This window comes from Streptomyces sp. NPDC044003 (assembly GCF_056435185.1).
The window spans coordinates 210,168-236,876 of record NZ_JBWKFA010000002.1; the positions used below are offsets into that span (position 1 = coordinate 210,168).

23 protein-coding genes are annotated in these 26,709 nt (G+C 71.6%); 8 read left to right on the forward strand and 15 right to left on the reverse strand.

Annotation, left to right across the window (positions count from 1 at the left end):
- Positions 1-3 precede the first annotated feature (3 nt).
- Complete coding sequence (locus AC07AW_RS07650; protein WP_030210307.1) at positions 4-279, reverse strand: hypothetical protein; 276 nt, start codon at positions 277-279, stop codon at positions 4-6.
- A gap of 195 nt (positions 280-474) precedes the next feature.
- Between AC07AW_RS07650 and AC07AW_RS07655 the strand changes: the two genes are divergently transcribed.
- Positions 475-2,115, forward strand: coding sequence for a beta-N-acetylhexosaminidase (locus AC07AW_RS07655; RefSeq protein ID WP_478814556.1), 1,641 nt, complete (start codon positions 475-477; stop codon positions 2,113-2,115).
- Between the two features lie 64 nt (positions 2,116-2,179).
- Here AC07AW_RS07655 and AC07AW_RS07660 read toward each other — a convergent pair whose 3' ends face one another.
- From AC07AW_RS07660 to AC07AW_RS07680, 5 genes are all read right to left on the reverse strand, one after another.
- Positions 2,180-3,949 carry an IucA/IucC family protein gene (locus AC07AW_RS07660; protein WP_478814557.1) on the reverse strand — a complete coding sequence of 590 codons (1,770 nt, stop codon included), beginning with the start codon at positions 3,947-3,949 and terminating at the stop codon, positions 2,180-2,182.
- A 17-nt stretch (positions 3,950-3,966) separates the two neighbouring features.
- The gene (locus AC07AW_RS07665) at positions 3,967-4,506 is read right to left on the reverse strand and encodes a GNAT family N-acetyltransferase (protein ID WP_478814558.1); all 540 of its coding nucleotides are present in this window, start codon (positions 4,504-4,506) and stop codon (positions 3,967-3,969) included.
- Positions 4,503-5,777 (reverse strand): lysine N(6)-hydroxylase/L-ornithine N(5)-oxygenase family protein, encoded by a 1,275-nt coding sequence (locus tag AC07AW_RS07670; RefSeq protein WP_478814559.1) that lies wholly within the window; start codon positions 5,775-5,777, stop codon positions 4,503-4,505. The genes AC07AW_RS07665 and AC07AW_RS07670 overlap by 4 nt, the downstream gene beginning before the upstream one ends.
- Positions 5,764-7,236 (reverse strand): pyridoxal phosphate-dependent decarboxylase family protein, encoded by a 1,473-nt coding sequence (locus AC07AW_RS07675; RefSeq protein WP_478814560.1) that lies wholly within the window; start codon positions 7,234-7,236, stop codon positions 5,764-5,766. Before AC07AW_RS07675 ends, AC07AW_RS07670 begins: the two co-directional genes overlap by 14 nt.
- Positions 7,237-7,362: 126 nt before the next feature.
- Positions 7,363-8,217 (reverse strand): siderophore-interacting protein, encoded by an 855-nt coding sequence (locus AC07AW_RS07680; RefSeq protein WP_478814561.1) that lies wholly within the window; start codon positions 8,215-8,217, stop codon positions 7,363-7,365.
- A 144-nt stretch (positions 8,218-8,361) separates the two neighbouring features.
- Here AC07AW_RS07680 and AC07AW_RS07685 point away from each other — a divergent pair, with 144 nt between their 5' ends.
- From AC07AW_RS07685 to AC07AW_RS07695, 3 genes are read left to right on the forward strand one after another with little or no spacing between them, the layout of a single operon-like run.
- Complete coding sequence (locus AC07AW_RS07685; protein WP_478814562.1) at positions 8,362-10,560, forward strand: glycoside hydrolase domain-containing protein; 2,199 nt, start codon at positions 8,362-8,364, stop codon at positions 10,558-10,560.
- Positions 10,561-10,590: 30 nt separating this feature from the next.
- Positions 10,591-10,905, forward strand: a complete 315-nt coding sequence (locus AC07AW_RS07690) for a hypothetical protein (RefSeq protein WP_478814563.1) — start codon at positions 10,591-10,593, stop codon at positions 10,903-10,905.
- 26 nt (positions 10,906-10,931) lie between these two features.
- Complete coding sequence (locus AC07AW_RS07695; protein WP_478814564.1) at positions 10,932-11,588, forward strand: hypothetical protein; 657 nt, start codon at positions 10,932-10,934, stop codon at positions 11,586-11,588.
- An 86-nt stretch (positions 11,589-11,674) separates the two neighbouring features.
- Here AC07AW_RS07695 and AC07AW_RS07700 read toward each other — a convergent pair whose 3' ends face one another.
- Genes AC07AW_RS07700 through AC07AW_RS07715 form a run of 4 tightly spaced genes read right to left on the reverse strand, consistent with a single transcriptional unit; the run spans position 11,675 to position 17,326 of the window.
- The gene (locus AC07AW_RS07700) at positions 11,675-12,835 is read right to left on the reverse strand and encodes an acyl-CoA dehydrogenase family protein (protein ID WP_478814565.1); all 1,161 of its coding nucleotides are present in this window, start codon (positions 12,833-12,835) and stop codon (positions 11,675-11,677) included.
- An 8-nt stretch (positions 12,836-12,843) separates the two neighbouring features.
- Positions 12,844-13,773, reverse strand: a complete 930-nt coding sequence (locus AC07AW_RS07705; RefSeq protein ID WP_478814566.1) for a hydroxymethylglutaryl-CoA lyase — start codon at positions 13,771-13,773, stop codon at positions 12,844-12,846.
- Positions 13,770-15,695: an acetyl/propionyl/methylcrotonyl-CoA carboxylase subunit alpha gene (locus AC07AW_RS07710; RefSeq protein WP_478814567.1), complete on the reverse strand. Its 1,926-nt coding sequence runs from the start codon at positions 15,693-15,695 to the stop codon at positions 13,770-13,772. Before AC07AW_RS07710 ends, AC07AW_RS07705 begins: the two co-directional genes overlap by 4 nt.
- A 23-nt stretch (positions 15,696-15,718) precedes the next feature.
- The gene (locus tag AC07AW_RS07715; protein WP_478814568.1) at positions 15,719-17,326 is read right to left on the reverse strand and encodes a carboxyl transferase domain-containing protein; all 1,608 of its coding nucleotides are present in this window, start codon (positions 17,324-17,326) and stop codon (positions 15,719-15,721) included.
- An 87-nt stretch (positions 17,327-17,413) separates the two neighbouring features.
- Here AC07AW_RS07715 and AC07AW_RS07720 point away from each other — a divergent pair, with 87 nt between their 5' ends.
- Together AC07AW_RS07720 and AC07AW_RS07725 are read left to right on the forward strand one after the other, a co-directional pair.
- Entirely contained in the window at positions 17,414-18,001 is a 588-nt protein-coding gene (locus AC07AW_RS07720) for an SACE_7040 family transcriptional regulator (RefSeq protein ID WP_478814569.1), read from the forward strand.
- A 148-nt stretch (positions 18,002-18,149) separates the two neighbouring features.
- On the forward strand, positions 18,150-18,923 hold the full coding sequence (locus AC07AW_RS07725; protein ID WP_478814570.1) for a phosphatase: 774 nt from the start codon (positions 18,150-18,152) through the stop codon (positions 18,921-18,923).
- Between the two features lie 22 nt (positions 18,924-18,945).
- Here AC07AW_RS07725 and AC07AW_RS07730 read toward each other — a convergent pair whose 3' ends face one another.
- The 4 genes from AC07AW_RS07730 to AC07AW_RS07745 form a co-directional block, all read right to left on the reverse strand.
- Positions 18,946-19,899 carry a cation diffusion facilitator family transporter gene (locus AC07AW_RS07730; protein WP_478814571.1) on the reverse strand — a complete coding sequence of 318 codons (954 nt, stop codon included), beginning with the start codon at positions 19,897-19,899 and terminating at the stop codon, positions 18,946-18,948.
- A 20-nt stretch (positions 19,900-19,919) separates the two neighbouring features.
- Positions 19,920-20,792: an acyl-CoA thioesterase gene (locus tag AC07AW_RS07735; RefSeq protein ID WP_478814572.1), complete on the reverse strand. Its 873-nt coding sequence runs from the start codon at positions 20,790-20,792 to the stop codon at positions 19,920-19,922.
- Positions 20,793-21,950, reverse strand: a complete 1,158-nt coding sequence (locus tag AC07AW_RS07740) for an acyl-CoA dehydrogenase family protein (protein WP_478814573.1) — start codon at positions 21,948-21,950, stop codon at positions 20,793-20,795.
- Between the two features lie 71 nt (positions 21,951-22,021).
- Entirely contained in the window at positions 22,022-23,188 is a 1,167-nt protein-coding gene (locus AC07AW_RS07745; protein ID WP_478814574.1) for a helix-turn-helix domain-containing protein, read from the reverse strand.
- 161 nt (positions 23,189-23,349) lie between these two features.
- Between AC07AW_RS07745 and AC07AW_RS07750 the strand changes: the two genes are divergently transcribed.
- On the forward strand, positions 23,350-23,952 hold the full coding sequence (locus AC07AW_RS07750) for a hypothetical protein (RefSeq protein ID WP_478814575.1): 603 nt from the start codon (positions 23,350-23,352) through the stop codon (positions 23,950-23,952).
- Between the two features lie 16 nt (positions 23,953-23,968).
- Here AC07AW_RS07750 and AC07AW_RS07755 read toward each other — a convergent pair whose 3' ends face one another.
- Positions 23,969-25,480: a PucR family transcriptional regulator ligand-binding domain-containing protein gene (locus AC07AW_RS07755; protein ID WP_478814576.1), complete on the reverse strand. Its 1,512-nt coding sequence runs from the start codon at positions 25,478-25,480 to the stop codon at positions 23,969-23,971.
- 114 nt (positions 25,481-25,594) lie between these two features.
- On the opposite strand from AC07AW_RS07755, the gene speB reads away from it, so the two are divergent.
- Positions 25,595-26,572: an agmatinase gene (speB, locus tag AC07AW_RS07760; protein WP_041129339.1), complete on the forward strand. Its 978-nt coding sequence runs from the start codon at positions 25,595-25,597 to the stop codon at positions 26,570-26,572.
- Positions 26,573-26,709: the final 137 nt, after the last annotated feature.

Consider the following 26,709-nt stretch of genomic DNA (forward strand, 5'->3'; position numbering starts at 1 on the left):
AGCTCAGCCGTAGACGATCCGGCGCAGCTGCCGGAGCGAGAGCTCCGGTGGCGCCACCGCCCGGTGCGGCAGCTCCGCCGCGATCCGTTCGAAGATCTCGGCGTTCACGGCGCCGCCGGACTGCAGTTCGCGGTGGCGGCGGCGGACGAACTCCTCGGTCGTCTCGTCGAAGTACGCCAGCACGTCGAGCACCACCCGGGCGGCCTCACCGCGCTGGAGCGCGGTGCTGCGGACCAGGTGGTCGATGAGGTCGTCGTGCGACGGGCGGCGTTCGAGCACCCGTGAATACTGAGGGGTCCCCCCTGTTCTACGCAAGAATCCTGCCCGAATTCGGGCAAGCTTGCCAGGGTCCATGCGAAGAGCCACCCTCTTGGTCCAGACCTTGACCCGGAGTAGGGGTCGCGGTACGCATGGTGGCCGAAGGGATATACAGAACGACGGACGTGTAGATCTCACCCGAAGGGGAGCCCGCCTGTGAGACAGCGCCTGACGATTCCGCGCCTGATCGGATCCCTGCTCCTGTTCGCCACCGCCGGAGTCGGCTGCGGCGAGGCCGCCGCCGACAGCGACAGCGTCGACGGCAAGGCGCCCGGCCGGGCCGCCACCGAGCCCGAGGTACGCCCGCTCGGCCGGATCGTGCCCGTACCCGCCTCCGTCACCCCCGAGGGCGAGCCCTACACCCTCACCACCGCCACCCGCATCGGCATCGACGAGACCTCCGGCGAGTCCCGGGCCATCGGCCGCTACCTCGCCGGACTCCTCCGCCCCGCCACCGGCTTCCCGCTGCCCGTCGTCGACGACCGCGCCGCGGGACGCGGCATCCGGCTCCGCCTCGACCCCGAAGAGACCGCCCTCGGCGAGGAGGGCTACCGGCTCCGCTCCGCACCCGAGGGCCTCACCCTCACCGCCCGCGAACCCGCCGGCCTCTTCCGCGGCGTCCAGACCCTCCGCCAGCAGCTGCCCTCCGCCGTCGAACACAAGAGCGTCCAGCCCGGCCCCTGGAAGATCGCCGGCGGCACCGTCACCGACACCCCGCGCTACTCCTACCGGGGCGCCATGCTCGACGTCGCCCGTCACTTCTTCACCGTCGACGAGGTGAAGCGGTACATCGACCAGCTCGCCCTCTACAAGGTGAACACCCTCCACCTGCACCTCTCCGACGACCAGGGCTGGCGCATCGCCGTCGACTCCTGGCCCCGGCTCACCACCTACGGCGGCTCCACCGAGGTCGGCGGCGGCCCCGGCGGCTTCTACACCAAGGCCCAGTACCAGGAGATCGTGGAGTACGCCGCCTCCCGCTACCAGGAGGTGATCCCCGAGATCGACATGCCGGGCCACACCAACGCCGCGCTCGCCTCCTACGCCGACCTGACCTGCGACGGCGTCGCCCCGCCGCTCTACACGGGCACCAAGGTCGGCTTCAGCTCCCTGTGTGTGCCGAAGCCCGTCACGTACGACTTCGTGGACGACGTGATCCGCGAGATCGCCGCGCTCACCCCCGGCCGCTACCTCCACATCGGCGGCGACGAGGCCCACTCCACCAGTCACGAGGACTACGTGGCCTTCATGGACAAGGTCCAGCCGATCGTCGCCAAGTACGGCAAGACCGTCGTCGGCTGGCACCAGCTGACCGGCGCCACCCCCGCGGAGGGCGCCCTCGTCCAGTACTGGGGCCTCGACCGCACCCCCGCCGCGGAGAAGGAGCGGGTCGCAGCGGCCGCGCGGAACGGCACGGGCCTGATCCTCTCCCCCGCGGACCGCACGTACCTCGACATGAAGTACACCAAGGACACCCCCCTCGGCCTGGCCTGGGCGGGCTACGTCGAGGTCCGCAGGTCGTACGACTGGAACCCGGCGACCTACCTGGCGGGCGCCCCGGAGAGCGCCGTCCGCGGCGTCGAGGCCCCCCTGTGGACCGAGACCCTCGCCTCCACCGGAGACCTCGACGTGATGGCCTTCCCGCGCCTCCCGGGCGTGGCGGAACTGGGCTGGTCCCCGGCCTCCACCCACGACTGGGACACCTACAAGGAACGCCTCGCCGAACAGGCCCCCCGCTTCGACGCCCTCGGCATCCCGTACTACCGCTCACCGCAGGTGCCCTGGCCGGCGGAGTAGGGCATGACGACGGGCCCCGGCGGAGGACCGTACTCCGCCGGGGCCCGTGTCGGTTCCGGAAAGGTCAGGCGAAGCGGGCGATCGGGTTCACCAGGTCGCCGACCAGTTGGAGGGCCGCCGACGGGTCCGCCAGGTCGACCATCTGCTTGTTGTTGCGGAGCTGGAGGCGGTTCAGGGCCGACAGGGCGAAGGTCTCCGCGAACATGTCGTACTGGGCGAAACGGTCCGCCAGCTCCGGGGTCCCGGCCTGGTAGCCCTTCACGCATTCCGCGACCGTGCGCCAGAAGTCGTCCTCGTCCAGGACGCCCTCCGCCGCCAGGGTCGCGCCCAGGAAGCGGAAGAAGCAGTCGAAGACGTCCGTGAAGACCGAGAGGAGCTTCATGTCCTCCGGGACCTCGGCGCGGATGCGCTCCACCGCCGGCGGGAGGACCGCCGACGGGTCCATCACGCAGATCTCCTCCGCGATGTCCTTGAAGACCGCCCGGGCCACCGCGCCCCGCTCGTCCAGGACGAGGATCACGTTCTCGCCGTGCGGCATGTAGACCAGGTCGTACGCGTAGAAGCAGTGCAGGATCGGCAGCAGGTACGCGTCCAGGTAGCGGCGGAGCCACACCGTCGGCTCCAGGCCCGACTCCTTGATCAGCGCACCCGCGAACGACGCCCCCGTGTGGTCCACGTGCAGCAGCGACGCCATCGTCGCCAGGCGCTCCCCCTCGGCGAGGGTCGGCACCGGGGACTCGCGCCAGAGCGCCGCCAGCATCTTGCGGTAGGGGGAGTAGCGGTCCGTGGCGGCCTCGTACTCCAGGTGCCGGTAGCCGACGGCCGCCCGCTCCCGGATGATCGAGAACCGCGCCGACCGGAGGACCGGATCCGCCCCGATCAGGCCGTGCAGCCAGTCGTTGATCGCCGGCGTTGCCTCCATGTACGCGGCCGAAAGACCCCGCATGAAGCCCATGTTGAGGACGGAGAGGGCCGTCTTCACGTAGTGCTTCGTCGGGTCGGAGGAGTTGAAGAACGTACGGATCGACTGCTGCGCCAGGTACGCGTCGTCGCCCTCGCCCAGGTACACCAGGCGCTGCTGCGCGACCTCGGCGGCGAAGGTGACGGACAGCTTGTTCCACCACTGCCAGGGGTGGGCCGGCATGAGGAGGTAGTCCGACAGGTCCAGGCCCCGGGCGGCCAGGGTCGCGGCGAAGCCGTCCACCGCCGCGTCGCCCAGCTCGGCGCGGATGAACGTCTCGTACGCGATGTCCGCGCCGGCCGTGAAGGTGGCGCGGTCGCGGTGGGCCGCGAGCCAGATCAGACGGATCTCGCTCGCCGCCTCCGGGGCGTACGCGCGGTACTCGTCGACGCCGAAGCCCAGCCGGCCGTTGTTGGCGACGAAGCAGGGGTGGCCCTCGGTCATCCCGGTCTCGATCGCCTGGAAGCCGGCGCCGGCCAGCTCGGCGGAGGTCACGGGCGGCTTCGTCGCCTTGTAGGCCGTACCGGCAAGGGTGGAGGAGATCTCCTCCAGGTAGACCGGCAGGATCTCGTCGCTCAGGCCGAGGGAGCCGCGCAGCTCGGTGATGAACCGGAGCGCGTCGAGCGGGAGCTGCTCGTCGCCGCGGTGGCGGCTGATCGAGTCCGGGTAGACCTGCCAGTGGTCGAGCGCGAAGCGGTCGGCGGTGAAGCGGTACTCGGTCGTGCCGTCGTCGCTGAGGACCTGGTAGCGGCTCTCGCCCAGCTCCTTGGGGTTGAGGAGCCGCTCGTGGGCGAACTCGGCGAGGCCCTTGCGGATCAGGGCGCGGTTGGCGGCGGCCCAGCGCTCGGGGGTGAGGTGTGCGACGGGGTTCATGTCCTGGCTCCGGACGTTCATATCGCGGCTCCGACGGCGGTCTCGAACTGGGCGCGGGTGCAGAAGCTCAGCAGGGCCCTCTTCTCGGGCTTCTGGATCTCGCGCTCGGGCACGAAGCCGACGGCCTCGTTGAGCGCGTGCACGGCCTTGTTGCGGACGTCGGGCTCGACGACCACGCGGGCGGTCGCCGGGTCGGCGAACAGCTCCGCCATCACGGCGGTGATCACGGTCCGGGTGAAGCCGTGCACGGGGGTGTCGGTGGGCGCGACGAGGAAGTGCATGCCGACGTCGCCGGGAACCGGCTCGTAGAGCCCGACCAGTTCCAGCTCCGACGGGTCGTACCGCTCCATGAGGAAGGCCGGCTCGCCGTCGACCAGGCCGATGTACGCGTCGTGGTGCGGGTGCGCGGCGATCGCCATGTACTCGCGCTCGACGTCCTGGAGCTTCGCGTCCTGCATCATCCAGAAGGCGGCCTTGGGGTGGGTGACCCAGGGGTGGATCAGCTCGGCGTCCTCTGTGGGGTCGAGCGGGCGGATCTCGATGGTCTGGGCGGTCATGCGGCGAACTCCTGGAACGCGATCGTCTTCTCTACCGGGTAGTACTCGGAACCCAGCATCTCCCCGATGATGTACGCGTTGCGGTACGGGCCCATGCCCAGGTCCGGCGACGTGATCGAGTGGGTGTGCACGCCGGCGTTCTGCAGGAAGATCCCGCGGCCGGTGGTGTCGATCGCGTAGTTGCGGGCCACGTCGAAGCGGCCCCGGCTGTCGTACCGGAGGCGGTCCTCGACCGGCTTCAGGAAGGCGGGGACGGTGTACTTGTAGCCGGTGGCGAGGATCAGGCCCTCGGTCTCGACCGTGAAGTCCTTCTCCTGCTCCTCCTGGCGGAAGCCGAGGGTGTACGTGCCCGTGGCGGAGTCGTACGCGGCCGTGTTCAGGGACGAGTTGGTCAGGAGGCGGGTGGGGACCGGGCCGTTGAGGTTCTTCTGGTAGAGCAGGTCGAAGATGGCGTCGATCAGCTCGCCGTCGATGCCCTTGAACAGGCCCTTCTGCTCCGTCTCCAGGCGGTACCGGGTCTGCTCGGGCAGCGCGTGGAAGTAGTCCACGTACTCCGGGGAGGTCATCTCCAGGGTGAGCTTGGTGTATTCGAGGGGGAAGAAGCGGGGGGAGCGGGTCACCCAGTTCAGCCGGTAGCCGTGGGTGTCGATCTCGCTCAGGAGGTCGTAGTAGATCTCCGCCGCGCTCTGACCGCTGCCGACCAGGGTGATCGACTTCTTCTTCTGCAGCTCCTCCTTGTGCGGGAGGTAGCGCGAGTTGTGGATCAGGTCGCCGCCGAGGTCGCGGCAGGTCTCGGGGACGTACGGCGGGGTGCCGGTGCCGAGGACGATCCGGTGCGAGTGGAACGTTTCTCCGGCTTCCGTGGTGATCACGTACAGCTCGGCGGACTCGTCGTACGCGACCGACGCGACGGTCGTGGAGAAGCGGATCGAGGTGAGTTTCCCGGCGGCCCAGCGGCAGTAGTCGTTGTACTCGGTCCGCAGCGGGTAGAAGTTCTCGCGGATGTAGAACGAGTAGAGCCGGCCCTTCTCCTTCAGGTAGTTGAGGAAGGAGTACGGCGAGGTCGGGTCCGCGAGGGTGACCAGGTCCGACATGAACGGGGTCTGGAGGTGGGCGCCTTCGAGGAACATCCCCGAGTGCCACTCGAAGTCCGGCTTGGACTCCAGGAAGACGCCGTTCAGCTCGGCGATGGGCTCGGTCAGGCAGGCGAGTCCGAGGTTGAACGGACCGAGCCCGATCCCGATGAAGTCGTACGGCTCAGGCGTGGACAAGGTTCTCTCCCAGGTACTGCTCGGCGTGGCCGGCTATCAGATCGAGGACGGCGGCGATGTCGGCCGCGGTGGTCTCGGGGTTGAGCAAGGTGAACTTGAGGTACTGGCGGCCGTCGACCTTGGTGCCGGCGACGACGGCCTCGCCGGAGGCGAACAGGGCCTTGCGGGCGTGCAGGTTGGCCCGGTCGACGTCGGCGGGGGAGGCGGCGGCCTCGGGGACGTAGCGGTAGACGAGGGTGGAGAGCTGCGGCTCGACCACGACGTCGTAGCGCGGGTCGACGGCGAGCAGTGCGTATCCCTCGCGGGCCAGGTCGCAGACCTCGTCGAAGAGCTCGCCGACGCCGTCGGCGCCCATCACGCGCAGCGTCATCCACAGCTTGAGCGCGTCGAAGCGGCGGGTGGTCTGGAGGGATTTGTCGACCTGGTTGGGGATCTTCCCCCACAGTCCTTCGGACGTGGGAGGTGCCCCCACGGCGAGTGTCTGACGAGGGTTGAGGTAGTCCGCGTGGTAGGTCGCGTGGCGCAGCGTGGCGCCGTCGCGGACCAGGACGGCGGAGGAACTCACCGGCTGGAAGAAGGACTTGTGGTAGTCGACGGTGACGGAGTCGGCCTGCTCGATGCCGTCCAGGAGGTGGCGGCGGGTCCGGGAGGCGAGCAGTCCGCAGCCGTAGGCGGCGTCGACGTGCATCCAGGCGCCGTACTCGGCGGCGAGGGCGGCGATCTCGGGCAGCGGGTCGATGGAGCCGAAGTCGGTGGTGCCGGCGGTGGCGACGATCGCCATCGGGACGAGGCCCTCGGCGCGGCAGGCCTCCAGCTCGGCGGCGAGGATGACGGACTGCATCCGCTTGTTCGGGTCGACCGGGACGGCGACGACGGCGTCGCGGCCGAGGCCGAGCAGCTGGGCGGACTTCTGGACGCTGAAGTGGCTGCACTCGGAGGAGAAGATCCGCAGCTTCGACAGGTCGGTGCAGCCGGCCTCCTCGCGGGCGAGGAGCAGGGCCTGGAGGTTGGACTGGGTGCCGCCGCTGGTGAACACGCCGTCGGCGAGCGGGCCGAGGCCGATGCGGCCGGTGGTCCAGTCGATCAGTTTCCGCTCGATGAGGGTGCCGCCGGCGCTCTGGTCCCAGGTGTCGAGGGAGGAGTTGACGGCGGAGAGGACGGCCTCGCCGAGGACGGCGGGGATGACCACCGGGCAGTTGAGGTGCCCGAGGTAGCGGGGGTGGTGGAAGTAGACGGCGTCGCGGAGGTAGACGCTCTCCAGCTCGTCGAGGGCGGCGGAGGCGTCGCCGAGCGGCCGGTCGAGGTCGACGGCGTCGACGACGGGGGCGAGCTCGGCGGGGGTGATGCCGGTGAACGGACCGCGTGCCGTGGCGAGTTTCCTCGCCACCCGCTCGACTCCTTCGGTGACGGAGCGTCGGTATGACTCCGCCGTCGTGTCGTTGAGCAGGTGGGAGCGCATGTGGGGGCCCTTCCGGGAGCGGACTCGGTCGGTCTTGGTTAGGTTAGCCTAACCTAACCAAGACGCACAACGGCCCCCGACCCGTTGAGGTTGGGGGGCCGTCGGCCCTGTGGGGGGTTCTGGTGGCTACGCCGCGTCCTGAGCCGTCTCGTCCGGGACCTCGCGCAGGGCGTCCTCGGACAGGCCCTTGCGCCAGTAGCCGACGAACGTGACCCGGCGACGGTCGAGCCCCCGCTCCCGTACGAAGTGCCGGCGCAGCGCCTTCACGGAGCCCGACTCGCCCGCGATCCAGACGTACGGGGCCTCGCCGGGCAGCTCGACGCCGGACACCGCGTCCACGGCGGACGGCGCCCCCTCCTCCCGTACGAGCCAGGTGACCGTGGCGTCCGCCTCGGTCGCGAGCTCCGTCCGGTCGCCGGAGAAAGGCACCTCCAGGAACACCCGGGCGCGGGTCTCGGCCGGCAGCCACTCCAGGATCGCGGAGGCGGCGGGGAGGGCCGTCTCGTCGGCCCAGATCAGTACGGAGTCGGCGCCCTCGGGGAGTTGGAAGCGGACGCCCGTGTTCTCGGCGATCGCCGGGCCCAGGACCACCACCCGGTCGCCGGGCTCGGCGCGGCCGGCCCAGCGGCAGGCCGGCCCGCCGTCCTCGTGGAGGGCGAAGTCGATGTCGATCTCGTGCGCGGGGGCCGTGCGCTGCGCGCGGACGGTGTACGAGCGCATCACGGCCCGCTCGTCGTCGGGCATCGCGCGCCAGGCGCCCAGGATCGCGTACATGTCCGGGTTGTCCAGGGGTGGCAGCACCGGCGCTTTCTGGCCAGGATGCGGCAGGAAGAGCGAGAGCGACTGGTCGCGGCCCCCGGCGGCGAAGTTCTTCAGGTCGTCCCCGGTGAAGGTGATCCGGACCAGGGAGGGGCCGAGTCGCCGGGTCCGGTCGACCTGGAGGGAGAAGAACTGGAAGGGGGCGGTCTCGGCGTTCGTCATGAGAACAAAGGTTAGCCTAACCTCATCTTGATCAATAGGGGGCGATTCTGCGCTAGGGTCTGGCTGAATTTGGAGAGGGGGCTCCTCGTTTCGGCGACGGCGTGACGCCTCTCCGCGTGCGTTGCCACAGAACGAAGGAGATCCATGGCCGACGCTATGGTCGAGAGGGCCCAGCGCTTCATCAACTCGACCTATAACAACGGGGCGATGCTGGGCATATCCAAGCTGGAGGAGGACGGCAAGACCGGCTGGACGGTCATGTACGCCCTCACCCGGGCCCTCCAGTACGAGATGGGCCTCACCAGCCTGTCGAACGCCTTCGGGCCCACCACGCTGTCCACGCTGCAGTCGAAGTACCCGAGCCTCAACGCCTCCACGATGCCGTCGGCGAACTTCTGCCGCATCATCCAGTCCGCCCTGTACTGCAAGGGCTACGACGGCGGCGAGATCGACGGCATCTACAACAGCCGGGTCCAGAGCGCCGTGGCACAGCTCAAGCTCCACATGGGCGTGGACGGCGCCTACGCCGGCACCTCCCTGGAGCCGAAGGTCGTCAAGGGCCTGCTCAACATGGACGCGTACGTCAGCACCGCCGGTGCCAACGAGCAGATCCGCACCGTCCAGCGGTGGCTGAACGCGCGTTACGTGAACCGCCGGGACTTCTACATCATCCCCTGCGACGGCCACCACTCCCGCGACGTCGCGAAGTCCATGCTGTTCGCGATCCAGTACGAGCTGGGCATGGCGGACGGCGTCGCCAACGGCAACTTCGGCCCCGGCACCCAGTCCGGCCTGAAGTCCCACACCGTCGGCCTGGGCAACAGCAGCACCTGGGCGTACCTGTTCACGGCCGCGATGGTCCTGAACAAGCGCAACGTCCTCTTCGGCGAGTTCACCGGCGGGGTCCAGAGCGAGGTCGAGTCCTTCCAGGCCTTCTCCATGCTGCCGGTCACCGGCGTCGGCGACTACTCCACCTGGTCCTCGCTGCTCGTCTCCTACGGCGACCAGACCCGCAAGGGCAGCGCCTGCGACTGCGTCACCAAGATCACGCCGGAGCGCGCCCAGACCCTCGTCAACGCGGGCTACACGTACGTCGGCCGGTACCTCTACAACCCCTCGAAGACCAGCCTGCCGGAGAAGCAGATCCAGCCGGGCGAGCTCGAGACCATCAAGGCGTACGGGCTCCGCTGCTTCCCGATCTACCAGACGTTCTCCGACTCGGCGAGCTACTTCAAGTACGGCCAGGGCTGCGTCGACGCGTCCAACGCCGTCGAATGGGCCCAGGCGCACGGCTTCAAGCCGGGCTCGATCATCTACTTCGCCGTCGACTACGACGCCATGGACGGCGAGGTCACCGACTTCATCCTCCCGCACTTCCGCGGCATCTCCCGTACCGTCAGCGAGAACTCGGGCTATCGGGTCGGCGTCTACGGACCGCGCAACATCTGCCAGCGCGTCACCGACGCCGGGTACGCCGAGACCGCCTTCGTCTCCGACATGTCGGCCGGCTTCTCCGGAAACCTCGGCTACCCGCTGCCGACGAAGTGGGCCTTCGACCAGATCTCCACGATCACGGTCGGCTCCGGCACCGGCGCCATCAACATCGACAACGACATGGCCTCCGGCCGGGACGAGGGTCAGAACGACTTCTACCCGCCGGCGGGCATCGTCTCCGGCCTGGACAAGGACTTCGACAAGACCAAGTACCGGGCGTCCATGCTCGCGGACGTCCAGTCCTACCTCACCTCCATCGGCGTCCCGGAGACGGGCGGCGAGGGCTGGGTCGACGACGACTGGGTCACCTACGGGATCAACAGCACCACCGAGGCCTTCGACGCGGTCCTCAGCTACGACTGGCTGTTCACCAACCTCGCCAGGACGCTCAAGATCCGCAAGGCGCTCATCCAGGCCCCCGTCCTGTGGGAGCTGCGCAAGCTGAACCCGCTCGACCCGCTCGCCGACGAGGCCGTGCAGGCCGGCCTGAAGGAGGACTGCAGCACGGGCTGGGGCCAGATCTTCGCCTGGGTGACCATCGAGGCCCGGAACTACTGCATCCAGCAGGGCTACCTCAACGCGACCCCGCTGACCACCGCCGACAAGAAGGCGGTCTGGGACCAGCTCTACCAGGACGTCGAGTACAACCTCCGCTCCGTCGCGTACCTCACGATGTACAACTCCTACCAGCTGAGCATCCCCTCGCCGTCGCTGACCACCAGCCTCGCCGACACGCAGGCGCTGCTCGCCCGGTACAACGGCACCAACAGCGACGCCCAGCAGTACGGGCAGCAGCTCATCGGCCTGTACCAGGTCCTGGAGAACTACAACGCGCTCTGCCGCGTCTAGCGGCCCCCACCGATCGCGAAGAATGTGCACATGAGGAAGCTGCTCGTGCCGGCCGGGGTGAACCTGCTGCTCGGCGTGCCGGGAATCGTTCCGGTCTTCCTGGTCTGGTACGTCCTGGCCAACGGGCCGCTCGCCGCCCTCGGGTGGACGGAGCGGGACCCGAACGAGAACGACGGCATGTGGCTGTGGCTGGTCATCGTCGTCCCGGTCGTCGGGCTCTACGGCCTCGTCTGGGGCCTGGTGAACGTGCGTCTGAGGCGCCGGACGCCGGTGTCGAGGGCCGTGTTCTGGACGGTGTGCGCGGTGGCTTCCCTGGCGCCTTTCTTCGCGATCGGGCTGTTCTGAGAAGACTTGAGAGGAGAACGAAGCACATGCAGCAGAAGATGACGCGGCGTGCGGTCGTCCGGACCGCCGCCGTCGTGGGCGCGGCCGCCGCCCTCGGCCCGGTCCTGTCCGCCACCGCCACGGCCGCGCCGGGCACCGGCGCCGCCGCGGCCGCCGTCGCGGGGACCCGGAAGCCCAAGCGCCCGGCGACGTCCGCGAACGGCTGGACGATCCAGACGAACGTCGACCGCGACTCCCAGGTGTGGACGCGCTCGGTGTCCGGCGCCGGACTGACCGTGCCGGTCTGGATCGGCGACGTCGAGACCGTCCTGCTCCACGTGGTGCGCCGCTTCCACTACGAGGTGGAGGAGCTCCACACCGGAGACCTCGTCGGCTGGCGTCCCGCCAAGGAGGTGCGCCGCCGCCACCCGGAGTCGAACCTCGCCTCCGGCACCGCCGTGCGGATCCGCCCGGGGATCGGGGCCACGCAGGGCTCGCTGTTCCCGCTCCAGCTCGACACCGTCCGCGCCATCCTCGCGGACTGCGGCGGCGTGGTCCGGTGGGGCGGTGACGACAAGCCGGTGGACGAGTCCCTCTTCTACATCGCCGTCGGCCCGCTCGACACGCGGCTCGTCGACCTGGCCGCCCGGATCCGCGAGTGGAACGCCACTCCGGGCCAGGGCGCCGGAGTGACGGCCGGCTAGCAGGACACAAAGAAGGGGCGCGCGGCTCGGGCCGCGCGCCCCTTCTCTTCTTCGCCTGTCCCGTCGGGCGGGCTCTACTCGTCCCGTCAGGCGGGCAGGCCGAGCTCGCGGGCGATCAGCATCCGCTGGACCTCGCTGGTGCCCTCGCCGATCTCCAGGATCTTCGAGTCGCGCCACATGCGGGCCACCGGGTACTCGTTCATGAAGCCGTAGCCGCCGTGGATCTGGGTCGCCTCGCGGGCGTTGTCCACGGCCACCGTGGAGGAGTACAGCTTCGCGATCGCCGCCTCCTTCTTGAACGACTCGCCGAGGACCAGACGGGAAGCAGCGTCCCGCCAGCCGATGCGGGCCATGTGCGCCTTCATCTCCATGTCGGCGATCTTGAACTGGACGGCCTGGTACGTGCTGATCGGCGAGCCGAAGGCGTGACGTTCCTTCGCGTACTTCACCGACTCGTCCACACAGCCCTGCGCGAGGCCCGTCGCGAGCGCCGCGATCGCGACCCGGCCCTCGTCCAGGATCCGCAGGAACTGCGCGTAACCGCGGCCCTCCTCGCCGAGGAGGTTCTCCACCGGGACGCGGACGTCGTCGAAGGAGAGCTCACGGGTGTCCGAGGCGTTCCAGCCGACCTTGGAGTACGGGGCGGCGACCGTGAAGCCCGGGGTGCCGGAGGGCACGATGATCGAGGAGATCAGCGGACGGCCGTCGTCCTTGCGGCCGGTGACCGCCGTGACCGTCACCAGACCCGTGATGTCCGTACCGGAGTTGGTGATGAAGCACTTCGAACCGTTGATGACCCAGTGGTCGCCGTCGCGGACGGCCGTCGTCCGGGTGCCGCCGGCGTCGCTGCCCGCCCCCGGCTCGGTCAGACCGAACGCGCCGAGCATCTCGCCGGAGCACAGCTTCGGCAGCCACTCCCGCTTCTGCTCCTCCGTGCCGAAGCGGTAGACCGGCATGGCGCCGAGCGAGACACCGGCCTCCAGGGTGATGGCCACGGAGGAGTCGACCCGGGCCAGCTCCTCCAGGGCGATCCCGAGCGCCAGGTAGTCGCCGCCCATGCCGCCGTACTCCTCGGGGAACGGCAGCCCGAACAGGCCCATGCGGCCCATCTCGCGGACGATCTCGTACGGGAACTCGTGCCGCTCGTAGTAGTCGCCGATCTTCGGCGCCACGACGTCGTGGGCGAACTCCTCGACGGTACGGCGGAGTTCCTCGTGCTCTTCGGTGAGCCGGTGGTCGAGGGACATGTCTTTCGTCACTCCTTGTGGGAGAGGGCGCGGACGGTACGGGAAGGGCTGGGCCGGCCCAGCTGTTCGGCCATCCACACGCTCGTGGCGGTGAGGGCGGCCAGATCGACCCCGGTCTCGATGCCGAGACCGTCGAGCATCCACACGAGGTCCTCGGTGGCGAGATTGCCGGTCGCGCTCTTCGCGTACGGGCAGCCGCCGAGGCCGCCGGCGGAGGCGTCGACCGTGGTCACCCCGTGGCGCAGGGCCGCGAGGGTGTTGGACAGGGCCTGCCCGTAGGTGTCGTGGAAGTGCACGGCGATACGGGAGGTGGGGACACCGGCCTCGTTCAGTCCCGTCAGCAGGGCCTGGACGTGACCGGGGGTGGCGACCCCGATCGTGTCGCCGAGGCTCAGCTCGTCGCAGCCCATGTCGGCGAGGGCCTTCGTGACCCGGACGACCTGCTCGACGGGGACGGCACCCTCCCAGGGGTCGCCGAAGCACATCGAGAGGTAGCCGCGGACCTTCAGACCGGCCTCTATGGCCCGGGTGACGGTCGGCGCGAACATCGCCAGCGCCTCGTCGACGGTCCGGTTCAGATTGGCCTTCGCGAAGGACTCGGTCGCCGAGGCGAACACCGCGACCTCACGGGCGCCGAGGGCGAGGGCCCGGTCGAGACCGCGCTCGTTCGGCACGAGGACGGGGAGCCGCACGGGGAGGTCCCGCACGCGCGGGAACAGCTCCTCGGCGTCGGCGAGCTGCGGCACCCACTTCGGGTGCACGAAGCTCGTCGCCTCGATCGTCGTCAGCCCGGCGGCGGCGAGCCGCCGCACGAACTCGGCCTTCACCTCGGTCGGGACGGCCGTCTTCTCGTTCTGCAGCCCGTCCCGGGCACCGACCTCGTGGATCCGGACGCGGGCGGGGAGCGCGGGGTCCGGGACGGTCATCGGCAGACTCATTCCGCGGCCTCCTCGTGCGGGGTCACCACGGCCAGGATCTGGTCCATGGCGACGGTGGTGCCGGGCGTGACGTCGAGCTCGGTGACGGTGCCGGCGTGCGGGGCGGAGATGACGTGCTCCATCTTCATCGCCTCGACCACGAGCAGACTCTGCCCGGCCTCCACCTCGTCCCCGACGGCCACCTTCACGACGGTGACGGTGCCGGGCATCGGAGCGGCGAGCGTGTCGGCACCACCGTGCCGGGCGCCGCTCAGCGCGGCCTCGACGGGGTCGTGGTCCATGACGTGCCAGGAGTCGCCGTCACGGCCCAGCCAGTCGCCCGAGCGGTGGAAGGTGTGGGTGATGCCGTCCACGGTCACGGTGACGTCGGTGTCCGTGACCCGGGACCCGGTGGGTGCCTCCCCCGTCACGGGTTCGAGTCCCGGTACCCGGAACGGGAAGCCGAGCGTCTTCGCGGTGCCGCCGAGGCGCCAGCCGCTCGGCACCGAGAAGGGGTCCGTCCAGCCGTCCCGGGGCACCGGGGCCAGCTCCGCGCGCCGCACGGCCGCCGCCGCCGCGTACACCTCGGCCGGGACGCCCGTCGGGATCAGGCTCTCCGCGTCCCGTTCCACCAGGCCCGTGTCCATGGCCCCGGACACGACGTCCGGGTGGGCCAGCAACCTCCGGAGGAAGCCCGCGTTGGTGGGGACGCCCAGGGTGACCAGGTCGGCCAGCGCCGCGCGCAGCTTCCGCAGGGCCGTCGGCCGGTCGGCCGCGTGGACGATCACCTTCGACAGCATCGGGTCGTAGAGGGAGGAGACCTCGCTGCCTTCGAGCAGGCCGGAGTCCGTCCGTACGCCGTTCCCCTGCGGTTCGCTCAGCGCGAGGACCGTGCCGCCCGAGGGCAGGAAGCCGCGCGACGGGTCCTCGGCGCAGATGCGCGCCTCGACCGCCCAGCCGTCGAGCCGGACGTCTTCCTGGCCGAAGCCGAGCGGCTCACCGGCGGCGACCCGCAGCTGCCACTCCACCAGGTCGAGCCCGGTGATCAGCTCGGTCACGGGGTGCTCGACCTGGAGACGGGTGTTCATCTCCATGAAGTAGTACGCGGACGGGTCACCGCCCGGGACGATGAACTCGACCGTTCCCGCGCCGACATAGCCGCAGGACCGGGCGGCCTCCACGGCCGCCGCGCCCATCGCCGCGCGGGTGGTCTCGTCGAGGAGGACGCTCGGCGCCTCCTCGATGATCTTCTGGTGGCGGCGCTGGAGCGAGCACTCGCGCTCGCCCAGGTGCACCACGTTCCCGTGGGCGTCCGCCAGGACCTGGATCTCGATGTGCCGGGGACGGTCGATCCACCGCTCCACGAGCAGCGTGTCGTCGCCGAAGGACGCCCGCGCCTCCCGTCGGGCCGCCGCGATCTCCTCGTCCAGGACCGCCAGGTCCCGCACCAGGCGCATGCCCTTGCCGCCGCCGCCCGCGCTGGGCTTCAGCAGGACGGGTGCGCCCAGTTCACGGGCCGCGGCGGCGATCTCGGGGTCGGCCGCGCCGGGCACGACCGGCACACCCGCGGCCTGCACGGTCTCCTTGGCACGGATCTTGTCGCCCATGAGGGCGATCGCCTCGGCGGAGGGCCCGATGAAGACGAGCCCCGCCTCGGCGCACGCGCGCGCGAAGCCCGCGTTCTCGGCCAGGAATCCGTACCCCGGGTGGACGGCCTGGGCGCCGGTGCGGCGGGCCGCGTCGAGGAGCGCCGGGACGGACAGGTACGACTCGGCGGCCGGCGGCGGACCGATCCGTACCGCCGTGTCCGCCTCCCGTACGTGCCGGGCGTCGGCGTCCGCGTCGCTGTAGACGGCCACCGAGCGGACGCCCATCTCCCGCAGGGTGCGGATGACGCGGACGGCGATCTCGCCCCGGTTGGCCACGAGGACGGTGTCGAACATGCTCTGCATCTCCTGGGGGCCCCTCACATCCGGAAGACGCCGAACTGGGGGTCACCCAGGGGCGCGTTGGCACAGGCGGTCAGGGCGAGGCCGAGGACCTGCCGGGTCTCCAGCGGGTCGATGACGCCGTCGTCCCACAGCCGGGCACTCGCGTAGTAGGCGCTGCCCTGCGTCTCGTACTGCTCGCGGATCGGGGCCTTGAAGGCCTCTTCCTCCTCGGCGCTCCACCCGTCGCCGAGCTGGTCGCGCTTGACGGTCGCGAGGACGGACGCGGCCTGCTCGCCGCCCATGACCGAGATCTTGGCGTTGGGCCACATCCACAGGAAGCGGGGGGAGTACGCCCGGCCGCACATCGAGTAGTTGCCCGCGCCGTACGAACCGCCGACGACGACCGTCAGCTTCGGCACCCGGGTGGTGGCCACGGCCGTCACCATCTTGGCGCCGTGCTTGGCGATGCCGCCGTGCTCGTACGCCTTGCCGACCATGAAGCCGGTGATGTTCTGCAGGAACACCAGCGGGATCCCGCGCTGGTCGCACAGCTCGATGAAGTGCGCGCCCTTCTGGGCGGACTCGGCGAACAGGATGCCGTTGTTGGCGACGATGCCGACCGGGTGGCCGTGGATCCGGGCGAAGCCGGTGACCAGCGTCTGCCCGTACTCGGACTTGAACTCCTGGAAGCGGGAGCCGTCCACGATCCGGGCGATCACCTCGCGCACGTCGTACGGGGTGCGGGAGTCCACCGGCACCGCGCCGTACAGCCCGTACGGGTCGACCTTCGGCTCCTCGGCCGGCTCGACCGACCAGGGCAGCGCGCCGCGCTCGGGGAGCGTGGCCACGATGTTCCGCACGATGCGCAGCGCGTGCGCGTCGTCCTCGGCGAGGTGGTCGGTGACGCCGGAGATCCGGGAGTGGACCTCGCCGCCGCCGAGCTCCTCGGCCGTGACGACCTCGCCGGTCGCCGCCTTCACCAGGGGAGGACCGCCCAGGAAGATCGTGCCCTGGTTCCGTACGATCACGGCCTCGTCGCTCATCGCCGGGACGTACGCGCCGCCCGCCGTGCACGAGCCCATGACGGCCGCGATCTGCGGAATGCCCGCGCCGGACATCCGGGCCTGGTTGTAGAAGATTCGGCCGAAGTGCTCCCGGTCCGGGAAGACCTCGTCCTGCATCGGCAGGAAGGCGCCGCCCGAGTCGACCAGGTAGAGGCAGGGGAGACGGTTCTCCAGCGCCACCTCCTGGGCGCGCAGGTGCTTCTTCACCGTCATCGGGTAGTACGTGCCGCCCTTGACGGTCGCGTCGTTCGCGACGATCACGCACTCGCGGCCGGAGACCCGGCCGATGCCCGCGATGACGCCGGCCGCCGGGGCCTGGTCGCCGTACATGCCGTTCGCTGCGAGCGGGGCCAGCTCCAGGAACGGCGAGCCCGGGTCGAGGAGCGTGTCCACCCGGTCCCGCGGCAGCAGCTTGCCGCGCGCGGTGTGCCGGGCCCTGGACTTCTCACCGCCGCCCAGGGCGGCCGCCGCGAGCTTGGCGCGCAGGGTCGCCGCCAGCTCGTGATGGGCCGCCTCGTTGGCCTGCCAGGCCGCGGACGCGGGATCCGCCGCGCTCGTCAGCACAGGTGCCTGCTGCATCCCTCGAGCTCCCTTGCTCGGTTAATGAGCGTTAACGTATGTCGCCCAGGTTAACGACCGCTAACCGGGTTGTCTAGAATCGAATCCATGACCACCAGCCCCACACGGATGGACGCGCCGACCCGCCGCGAGCAGATCCTCAAGGAGGCCGCCCGCCTCTTCGCCGAGCGCGGCTTCCACGGGGTGGGCGTGGACGAGATAGGGGCGGCGGTCGGCATCAGCGGCCCCGGCCTCTACCGCCACTTCCCCGGGAAGGACGCGATGCTCGCCGAGCTCCTGGTGGGCATCAGCGAGCGGCTGCTGTCCGGCGGGCGCCTGCGCGTGGCCGAGGCCGACGGGGACCCGCGCGCCCTCCTCGGCTCCCTCATCGACGGGCACATCGACTTCGCCCTCGACGACCGGCCGCTCATCACCCTCCACGACCGCGAGCTCGACCGGCTCAAGGACGAGGACCGCAAGCGGGTCCGGCAGCTCCAGCGGCAGTACGTCGAGCTGTGGGTCGCGGTCGTCCGCGAGCTGTACCCCGACGCGGGGGAGTCCGAGTCCCGCACGGCCGTCCACGCCGTCTTCGGCCTCCTCAACTCGACCCCGCACCTGGCCGCGCTCGGCCGCGGTCCCATGGAGGACCTGCTGCGGAAGCTGGCGCACGGGGCGTTCGGGGCGCTGGGCGGGTAGCGGCGGGCAGGGCGGGTCGCGGCGCTGGGGGTCCAGGGGACCGAACGGCTGCGCCTCGGGGGTCCAGGGGCGGAACCGGCTGCGCCCCGGGGTCCAGGGGGCGGAACGGGTTGCCCAACGCCTCCTGGGCTCCGCCAGAATGAACCCCATGCCGATACTCAGCCGCCCCGCCCTCGTCGAGCACCTCGTCCGCACCCGGATCGCGGGAGACGTCGCCACCCCGCGCGACAACAACCTCTCCCACTACCGCAAGCTCGCCAACGGCGACCGGCACTACTGGCTCGGCCTCGAACTCGGCGACCGCTGGACCGACGAGCAGGACGTGCTCGCCGTCATGGCCGAGCGGTGCGGCGTCGTCGACGACCCCGCGCACCGGGCCGGCCAGGACACCATCGACCCCGAGCTCACCGTCGACGGCCTCGACCGGATGGCCGCCCGGCTCCGCAAGGCCGCCGCGGGCCGCGAGCGGGTCCTCTTCGCGACCGGGCACCCCGGCTCGCTCATCGACGTCCACAGCCGGGTCGCGGCCGCGCTGCGCGCCCAGGGCTGCGACATCGTCCGGATCCCCGGAGGGCTCGTCGCCGACGAGGGGTACGTCGTGCAGTTCGCCGACGTCGCCGTCTTCGAGCGGGGGGCGAGCCTGTGGCACACCCACTCCCCGGAGCCGATGAACGCGATCCTCGACGCGCTCGGCGAGGACGGGCGGCCGGACCTGGTGATCGCCGACCACGGCTGGGCCGGCCGCGCGGGCCAGCGGGGCATCGACTCCGTCGGCTACGCGGACTGCAACGACCCCGCGCTCTTCATCGGCGAGGCGGAAGGCACGATGCAGGTCACGATCCCCCTGGACGACCACGTCCTGGACCCCCGCTTCTACGAACCCCTGACGGCGTACACCCTGAACGCGGCGGGCCTGGCCTGATGCAGGACGGGCCCGGCCTGATTCAGGACGGCTCCGACGGCCGGCCCCGGCGCTGTTCCACGCCCGGCGTCGGGTCCAGGTAGACGCGGCGGATCGCCGGGTAGCGCTCCCGGAGCTGGGACTCCGCGTCCTCGCACGCCCACTCCACCTGCTCCGCCGACGACACGTCCCGGAAGTCGATCTTCGCCGCGACCAGGACCTCGCCGGGCCCCTGGATCAGGGTGATCAGGTCGAGCACGTCGATGATGTGCGGGACCGAGAGCAGTTCCTCGCGGATGCCCTCGCGCATGCGCTGCGGAGCCGGGCGGCCGATGAGGAGTTCGGCGTTGGAGCGGCCGAGCACCCAGGCCACGTACACGAGCAGGACGCCGATGAGGATCGAGGCGACGCCGTCCCAGACGTCCGAGCCGGTGATCTGGACGCCGAGCAGGCCGCCCGCCGCCAGCATGAGGCCGGCGAGGGCGGCGGAGTCCTCCATGACGACCGCCTTGACCGTGGTGTCCGCGGTGTACCGCAGGTACCGGGCGAAGGGGGCCCTCATCCGCTCGGCCTCGGCCCTGACCTGCTTGATCCCGGTCCGCAGCGAGAAGCCCTCCAGGACGAAGGCGACGCCGAGGACGATGTAGGAGATCGTCGGGTCGCCGAGTTCCTCGCCGTGGGTGAGGGTGTGGATGCCGTCGTAGACGGAGAAGACCGCGCCGCCGACGAAGGTGGCGACCGCGGCCAGCATCGCCCAGACGTAGCGCTCGCCCGCGTAGCCGACGGGATGGTCCTCGTCGGCCGGCTTCTCGCTCCGCTTGAGCGCGGTGAGCAGCATGACCTCGGTGACCGTGTCGGCGACCGAGTGGGCGGCCTCCGAGAGCATCGCGCTGGAGCCGCTGATGACACCCGCGACGGCTTTGGCGGCGGCGATCCCGAGGTTCGCCACCGCCGCCACGACCACCGTGAAGGTGCTTTCGCTGTTCTGCTGCTCCATGCGTCGGACGTTATGTCCGATTATCCGCGCGGGACGCGAACGACACCCTCCTGAATGACGGAGATCGCGAGCCGCCCGTCCTGCGTGTAGATCCGGGCCTGGCCGAGGCCGCGCCCGCCGGACGCGGTCGGGGACTCCTGGTCGTACAGGAGCCACTCGTCGGCCCGGAAGGGGCGGTGGAACCACATGGCGTGGTCCAGGGACGCCCCGACCACGTCCCCGACGGCCCAGCCGCCCCGCCCGTGGGCGAGGAGCACCGAGTCGAGCAGCGTCATGTCGGAGACGTACGTGGCCAGGACGACGTGCAGCAGGGGGTCGTCGGCCAGCTTGCCGTTGGTACGGAACCAGACCTGGGAGCGCGGCTCGCGCGGCTGCCCGACCGTCCCCCACGGGGGCGTCTCGGCGTACCGCAGGTCGACCGCCGCCCGCGCCTCGATCAGCCGGTCCGCGACCTCGCGGGGGAGGTGGCGGGGGAGCATCTCCTCCGGGGTCTCCAGCGACTCCGGGTCCGGAGCCGGCGGCATCTCCACCTGGTGGTCGAGCCCCTCCTCGTACGCCTGGAAGGACGCGGAGAGGTGGAAGATCGGCTGCCCGTGCTGGACGGCGACGACCCGGCGGGTGGTGAAGGAGCGGCCGTCGCGGATGCGGTCGACCGTGTAGACGATCGGCGCGCCCGGGTCGCCGGGGCGCAGGAAGTACGCGTGGAGCGAGTGCGCCAGGCGGTCCTCGGGGACGGTCCGGCCCGCGGCCACCAGCGCCTGGGCGGCCACCTGGCCGCCGAAGACGCGGGGGACGAGCGCGGACCTGGACTGTCCCCGGAAGATGTCCCGCTCGATCCGCTCCAGGTCGAGCAGATCGAGCAGGTCATCCAGTGCCGTGTGCGGTTGCGGCACTTACAGGCCCATCGACTTCGCGATGATCGACTTCATGATCTCGCTGGTGCCGCCGTAGATGCGGTTGACGCGGTTGTCGGCGTACAGGCGGGCGATCGGGTACTCGTTCATGTAGCCGTAGCCGCCGTGCAGCTGGAGGCAGCGGTCGATGACGCGGTGGGCGACCTCGGTGCAGAAGAGCTTGGCGCTCGCGGCCTCGGCCGGGGAGAGCTCGCCCGCGTCCAGGGCCTCCAGGGCGCGGTCGGCGACGGCCTCGGCGGCGTCGACCTCGGCCTGGCAGGCGGCCAGCTCGAACTTGGTGTTCTGGAAGGAGGCGACCGGCTTGCCGAAGACCGTGCGGTCGGTGACGTACTGCTGGGCGAAGCGGATGGCGGCCTTGGCCTGGGCGTAGGCGCCGAAGGCGATGCCCCAGCGCTCGGAGGCCAGGTTGTGGCCGAGGTAGGAGAAGCCCTTGCCCTCCTCGCCGAGCAGGTCCTCGACCGGGACCTTGACGTCGACGAAGGCCAGCTCGGCCGTGTCGGAGGTGCGCAGGCCGAGCTTGTCCAGCTTGCGGCCGATGGAGTAGCCCTCGGACTTGGTGTCGACGGCGAAGAGGGAGATGCCGAAGCGGCGGTCCTCGGCCGACGGGGCGGAGGTGCGGGCGCAGACGATCACGCGGTCGGCGTGGACGCCGCCGGTGATGAAGGTCTTGGCGCCGTTGAGGACGTAGTGGGTGCCGTCCTCGGAGAGCTTGGCGGTGGTCTTCATGCCCGCGACGTCGGAGCCGGTGCCCGGCTCGGTCATGGCGAGCGCCCACATCTCCTCGCCGGTGACGAACTTCGGCAGGTAGCGCTTCTTCTGCTCGTCGGTGGAGAGCATCTTGATGTACGGCAGGGCGAGCAGCACGTGGACGCCGGAGCCGCCGAACTGGACGCCGGCGCGCGAGGTCTCCTCGTACAGGACGGCCTCGAACTTGTGGGTGTCCAGGCCCGCGCCGCCGAACTCCTCGGGGACGTTGATGCCGAAGATGCCGAGCTCGCCGAGCTTGTCGTAGAACTCGCGCGGCGCCTGGCCCGCGGCGAACCACTCGTCGTAGACGGGGACGACCTCGGCCTCGATGAAGGCGCGGATGGTCTCCCGGAACGCCTCGTGGTCCTCGTTGAATACGGTACGGCGCACGAGCCGCCTCCTTGTCGCTGCCGGTTGTCTAAGCGCTTGCTCAGGGTGTTCCGTTCGAAGTTACCCAGCGGTCACCCACCCTGTCCAGACTCCGCGCCTGTGATCCAGCGCCCCTTCGACGGGTCGTAGGCGTGGACCGGGCTCCCTTTCGTCCGCCCGCTCGTACGGAAGGCCTCCCCGCCGCGGTCCGCGATCCTCACCACACCGCTCCGTCCCTCCGAGCTCCACTCCAGCTCCAGGTACCAGCGGCAGTCGCAGCCGGCCGTGCGGGCGGAGATCAGCAGCTCCTCGGGCTCGGCCGCGGTGACGGCGTAGGGGAACGACACGGCCGGGATGGTCCGCCCCTCCTCTCCCGAGGCGTCGTACCCGTCGACCGGCCGCGCGAGCGGGCGCGGCGCGTCGAGGTCCACGGCGAAGAGGCGGGGGGTGACGGCCCCGCCGCACCCGTCGTCCATGCGGTAGCCACTCCAGGGCAGCGGCTCCGCCCGTCCCGCCACGCGCACGTGCAGCCCCTGGAGGACGACGGCGGAGGCCCCCTTCCCCTGCACCGAGACCCGCACGAGCGTCTGCCCGCCGTCCACCGCGCCCAGCGCACCGGCCCATCGGGCGGCGTCGGCGGGCACCGGGGGAGCGGGGACCCGCGCCGGGGGCCGGTCGGCGAGATAGGTGTGCCCGCAGCCGTTCTCCCAGAGGGAGGCGACGGTGTACGTGAGCGGGGGCGCCGTCACCGGCTTCGCCTCCGGCGCCGCGCGGTGCCGCGGCTCCCCGCCGCGCCCGGGCAGCAGGACGCCCCCGAGCGCGAGGGCCACGACGGCGAGGACGGCGCCGCCCACGAGCCAGGGCTTGCGGCGGCGCCGCGCGGCGGCGACCACGACGGGCTCGGGTCCGGCCGGTGTGACGTCCTGGGCCGCCGGTGCGTCGTCGTGGGCCGGCGGTGCGGCTGGTGCGGTGTCCGGGGTCGCCCGGTCGGCCGGGCCGGCGTCCTGGGCCGGGGGCCTGCGGACGCGGTCCGCGCGCCGCCAGTGCTCCTCCAGCTCCCGCACCTCGTCCGCGCCGGCCTCGCACAGCCCGGCCAGGCGCCCGACGACGGCGAAGGACTCCGGGACGGCCGCTCCGGAGCCGTAACGGTGCAGCGTGGAGGCGCTGACGCCCAGGCGCCGCCCCAGTGCCTCGTAACTGCGTCCGTCCCGTTCCTTCAGCGCGCGCACCCGCGCCGCGAACTCCTCGACCTCACCCATCGGCCCACCCCCGCTCGTTCCACCCCTCTTGCGTTCTCCCACGTCAGAGGGGGTGGAATGGTTCCGGGACGGGTGGAGGGCGCGTCGCCGTTGTCCGGGGCGGGCGGGGGTCCGACGCTGGTGGAGCACTGACCGAACGACCCGACGGGGGATCCACCATCATGAACAAGCTCCGTACCGCGCTCGCCACCGCCGCTGCCGCCCTGGGCCTCGCCGCCCTCGCCGCCGCCCCCGCGCAGGCCGCCGCCCAGCCCGCCTTCCTCTCCGCCGCCCAGATGCCCGCATCGTCGACGCCGTGGACCGCCACCCAGATCTTCAGCGGCGTCCCGGAGAACGGCGGCGCCCTCTGCGCCCCGTACAAGATCCCGGCGCAGAACACCCGCTACCGCGAGTTCACCACCGAGCTCGACACCAACGGCGTCCAGATCACCACCGTGGCCCGCACCGAGGCCGACGCGGTGAAGCTGGTCGACACCCTCCGCACGGCCCTCGCCGGCTGCGGCGCCCTCCTGGAGAAGCAGAACCCGGGCCTGCACGCCGTCAGCGCCTACCACGGCAAGATCGCCGTGGAGGAGGGCGCCTGGGTCTACAGCCTGGACACCGCCGACCCGCAGATCGGCATCACCGACATCCACCTCTTCTCCGTCGGACGCGACGGCCGCACTGTCACCTTCGTCCGCTGGGGCCAGATGGGCGACCTGAAGGACGCGCCCGTGGCCGCGTTCCGTACGACGGCGAAGACGGCGGTGAACAAGCTCTGGTGACGGGGGACCGCCCGGGTCACCGGGCGCGGAGCGCGAACCACAGCTCCATCCGGACGTCCGGATCGTCCAGGTCCCGGTCGAGGAGCACCGCACAGCGGGCGATCCGCTGACGGACCGTGTTCCGGTGGATCTCCAGGGCCACCGCCGTCCGGTCCCAGCCGCCGTGCAGCGAGAGCCAGACCCGGAGCGTCTCGACGAGCGGCTCGGTGAGGGGCGCGAGGACGGTACGCGCGTACGCGGCGGCCTCGTCGCGGTCCACGAGCCCGGCGAAACCGTTGGCGCGGTGCCGGACGAGCGCCGCCCGCGAGGCCTCCGCCCTGCGCAGCGCCCGCGCCGCCTGGACCTCCCCGGCCGCGAGCTCCGAGGCCGCCACGGGGGCGCTCGCCCCGAGGGTCCACCCCTGCTGGGCGGCGACGGGGGTGGAGGAGGGGAGGAGGAGCCGTACGGTGCCGGGGCGCCCGGGGCCGGGGGCGTCCGAGCCCGCGCCGGAGCCTGCCGGGGCCGTGGCCGGCGTCGCGCCCGCGTCCACGTCCGTGGCCATCAGCGGGGTCCCCAGTGCCGCCGCCAGGCTCGCCGCCGCGAACGGGGTGCCGTCGCCGCCGCGCGCGTGGACCACCGTCCAGGGGCCCCGGCCCAGCGCATCCGCGACCTCCGCCGGGGCGGCGCCGAGCAGCAGCCGGACCAGGGCCCCGTCCCGTACCGACACGTCCGCGGCCCGGTGCGGGGCCGTGAGCAGCGAGAGCAGGACCACCGCCACGCCCGCGATCGTGTGGTCGCCCGGGCCGCGCCGCTCCGCCGCCACCCCCAGGGTCAGGCCCTCCCCGCCGCCCAGCGCGTACGCCGCGAGCCGCAGCCCGCCGCGGTCCCCGCTCGCCGAGGCCGGTCCGCCCGGGCGCGGACCGAGCACCCCCGCCAGCTCCCGCAGTGCCCGCGCCGCCTCCGCCGGGACCTCCCGGCCGGCCGCCGCCGACTCCGTGCCGTCCGCCCCGAACAGCACCGCCCGCCCCCCGAGCCGCGAGGCGAGCGCGCCGAGCACCGCCGGGACCGGGGCCGGCCGGGCCGCGGCCGCCGCCAGGGACTGCTGGGCCTCCGTCACCCGGCGCAGCTCGTGCAGCCGGGCCTCCGCCATCAGCCGCCACAGCGCCCGCGCCACCGCCGTGAACGGGGTGCGGGGAGGGACCTCCACGAGCGGCAGTCCGTGCCGCTCGCACGCCGCGACGAGCTCCGGCGGCACCGTGTCCCACACCGGGGTCACCCCGAAGGCCAACGCCGCCGCCCCCGCCTCCACGACCCGCTCGACGTAGTGCGCCGCATCGGTGAGCTGTACGCCCGCCGTCATCAGCAGCTCGCCGCCGAGCAGATACGGGTACGGGTCGGCCATCTCCGAGGTGTGGACCCAGTGCAGCGGCACGTCCTCGGGCCCGGCGAGCAGCCGCAGACCCAGGTCGGGGCGGGCGAGCAGCGCGGCGAGCGGCACGGGAGGCGCCGGGGGAGTGGAGCTCGACTCCGGGGCGGGCATGCTGCTCATGGTTCCTTCGTACATCATCGGCGTCAGGAGTGGAGGAAACGTACACTTCAGCGGGGGGCGCGGACGACCTACCGTCGACACCGATCACCCGTTCACCTCCAGGAGGCCCCGACCATGAGCAGCAGCGACCAGAACGCCTTCCGCGGCCCGATCGACTCGTCCCGCATCCCGCGGTACGCCGGTCCCGCGACGTTCGCCCGGCTGCCGCGCCTCGACGAGGTCGGCACCGCCGACGTCGCCGTGGTCGGCGTCCCCTTCGACACCGGCGTCTCCTACCGCCCGGGCGCCCGCTTCGGCGGCAACGCCATCCGCGAGGCCTCCCGCCTGCTCCGCCCCTACAACCCCGCGCAGGACGCCTCCCCGTTCGCCCTCGCCCAGGTCGCGGACGCCGGTGACATCGCCGCCAACCCGTTCAACATCAACGAGGCCGTCGAGACCATCGAGGCCGCCGCCGACGACCTCCTCGGCACCGGCGCCCGCATGATGACCCTCGGCGGCGACCACACCATCGCCCTGCCGCTGCTCCGCTCCGTCGCCAAGAAGCACGGCCCCGTCGCCCTGCTCCACTTCGACGCGCACCTCGACACCTGGGACACCTACTTCGGCGCCGAGTACACCCACGGCACCCCGTTCCGCCGCGCCGTCGAGGAAGGCATCCTCGACACCTCCGCGCTCTCCCACGTCGGCACCCGCGGCCCGCTGTACGGCAAGCAGGACCTCACCGACGACGAGAAGCTCGGCTTCGGCATCGTGACGTCGTCCGACGTCTACCGCCGCGGCGCCGACGAGGTCGCCGACCAGCTGCGCCAGCGCATCGGCGACCGCCCGCTGTACATCTCCATCGACATCGACTGCCTCGACCCGGCCCACGCCCCCGGCACCGGCACCCCCGAGGCCGGCGGCATGACCTCCCGCGAGCTCCTGGAGATCCTCCGCGGTCTCTCCTCCTGCAACCTGGTCTCCGCCGACGTCGTCGAGGTCGCCCCGGCGTACGACCACGCCGAGATCACGGCGGTCGCCGCGTCGCACACGGCGTACGAGCTGACGACGATCATGTCCCGGCAGATCGCGGCGGCGCGGGACGCGAAGTAACCTGCGCGGTCGTGGGGGGGGGGGGGGGGGCCCCCCCCCCCCCCCCCCCCCGGCCCCCCCCCCCCCCCCCCCCCCCCCACCCCCCCCCCCCCACCCCCCCCCCCCCCCCCCCCCCCCCCCCCCCCCCCCCCCCCCGT

What these genes read in the sequence shown, in the direction of transcription:
- AC07AW_RS07660 (WP_478814557.1), bottom strand. Translation starts at nt 3,949, where the DNA reads ATGAACCCCGTCGCACACCTCACCCCCGAGCGCTGGGCCGCCGCCAAC.
- AC07AW_RS07665 (WP_478814558.1), bottom strand. Translation starts at nt 4,506, where the DNA reads ATGACCGCCCAGACCATCGAGATCCGCCCGCTCGACCCCACAGAGGAC.
- AC07AW_RS07675 (WP_478814560.1), bottom strand. Translation starts at nt 7,236, where the DNA reads ATGCGCTCCCACCTGCTCAACGACACGACGGCGGAGTCATACCGACGC.
- AC07AW_RS07680 (WP_478814561.1), bottom strand. Translation starts at nt 8,217, where the DNA reads ATGACGAACGCCGAGACCGCCCCCTTCCAGTTCTTCTCCCTCCAGGTC.
- AC07AW_RS07685 (WP_478814562.1), top strand. Translation starts at nt 8,362, where the DNA reads ATGGCCGACGCTATGGTCGAGAGGGCCCAGCGCTTCATCAACTCGACC.
- AC07AW_RS07690 (WP_478814563.1), top strand. Translation starts at nt 10,591, where the DNA reads ATGAGGAAGCTGCTCGTGCCGGCCGGGGTGAACCTGCTGCTCGGCGTG.
- AC07AW_RS07695 (WP_478814564.1), top strand. Translation starts at nt 10,932, where the DNA reads ATGCAGCAGAAGATGACGCGGCGTGCGGTCGTCCGGACCGCCGCCGTC.
- AC07AW_RS07700 (WP_478814565.1), bottom strand. Translation starts at nt 12,835, where the DNA reads ATGTCCCTCGACCACCGGCTCACCGAAGAGCACGAGGAACTCCGCCGT.
- AC07AW_RS07705 (WP_478814566.1), bottom strand. Translation starts at nt 13,773, where the DNA reads ATGAGTCTGCCGATGACCGTCCCGGACCCCGCGCTCCCCGCCCGCGTC.
- AC07AW_RS07710 (WP_478814567.1), bottom strand. Translation starts at nt 15,695, where the DNA reads ATGTTCGACACCGTCCTCGTGGCCAACCGGGGCGAGATCGCCGTCCGC.
- AC07AW_RS07715 (WP_478814568.1), bottom strand. Translation starts at nt 17,326, where the DNA reads ATGCAGCAGGCACCTGTGCTGACGAGCGCGGCGGATCCCGCGTCCGCG.
- AC07AW_RS07720 (WP_478814569.1), top strand. Translation starts at nt 17,414, where the DNA reads ATGACCACCAGCCCCACACGGATGGACGCGCCGACCCGCCGCGAGCAG.
- AC07AW_RS07725 (WP_478814570.1), top strand. Translation starts at nt 18,150, where the DNA reads ATGCCGATACTCAGCCGCCCCGCCCTCGTCGAGCACCTCGTCCGCACC.
- AC07AW_RS07730 (WP_478814571.1), bottom strand. Translation starts at nt 19,899, where the DNA reads ATGGAGCAGCAGAACAGCGAAAGCACCTTCACGGTGGTCGTGGCGGCG.
- AC07AW_RS07745 (WP_478814574.1), bottom strand. Translation starts at nt 23,188, where the DNA reads ATGGGTGAGGTCGAGGAGTTCGCGGCGCGGGTGCGCGCGCTGAAGGAA.
- AC07AW_RS07750 (WP_478814575.1), top strand. Translation starts at nt 23,350, where the DNA reads ATGAACAAGCTCCGTACCGCGCTCGCCACCGCCGCTGCCGCCCTGGGC.
- AC07AW_RS07755 (WP_478814576.1), bottom strand. Translation starts at nt 25,480, where the DNA reads ATGAGCAGCATGCCCGCCCCGGAGTCGAGCTCCACTCCCCCGGCGCCT.
- speB (WP_041129339.1), top strand. Translation starts at nt 25,595, where the DNA reads ATGAGCAGCAGCGACCAGAACGCCTTCCGCGGCCCGATCGACTCGTCC.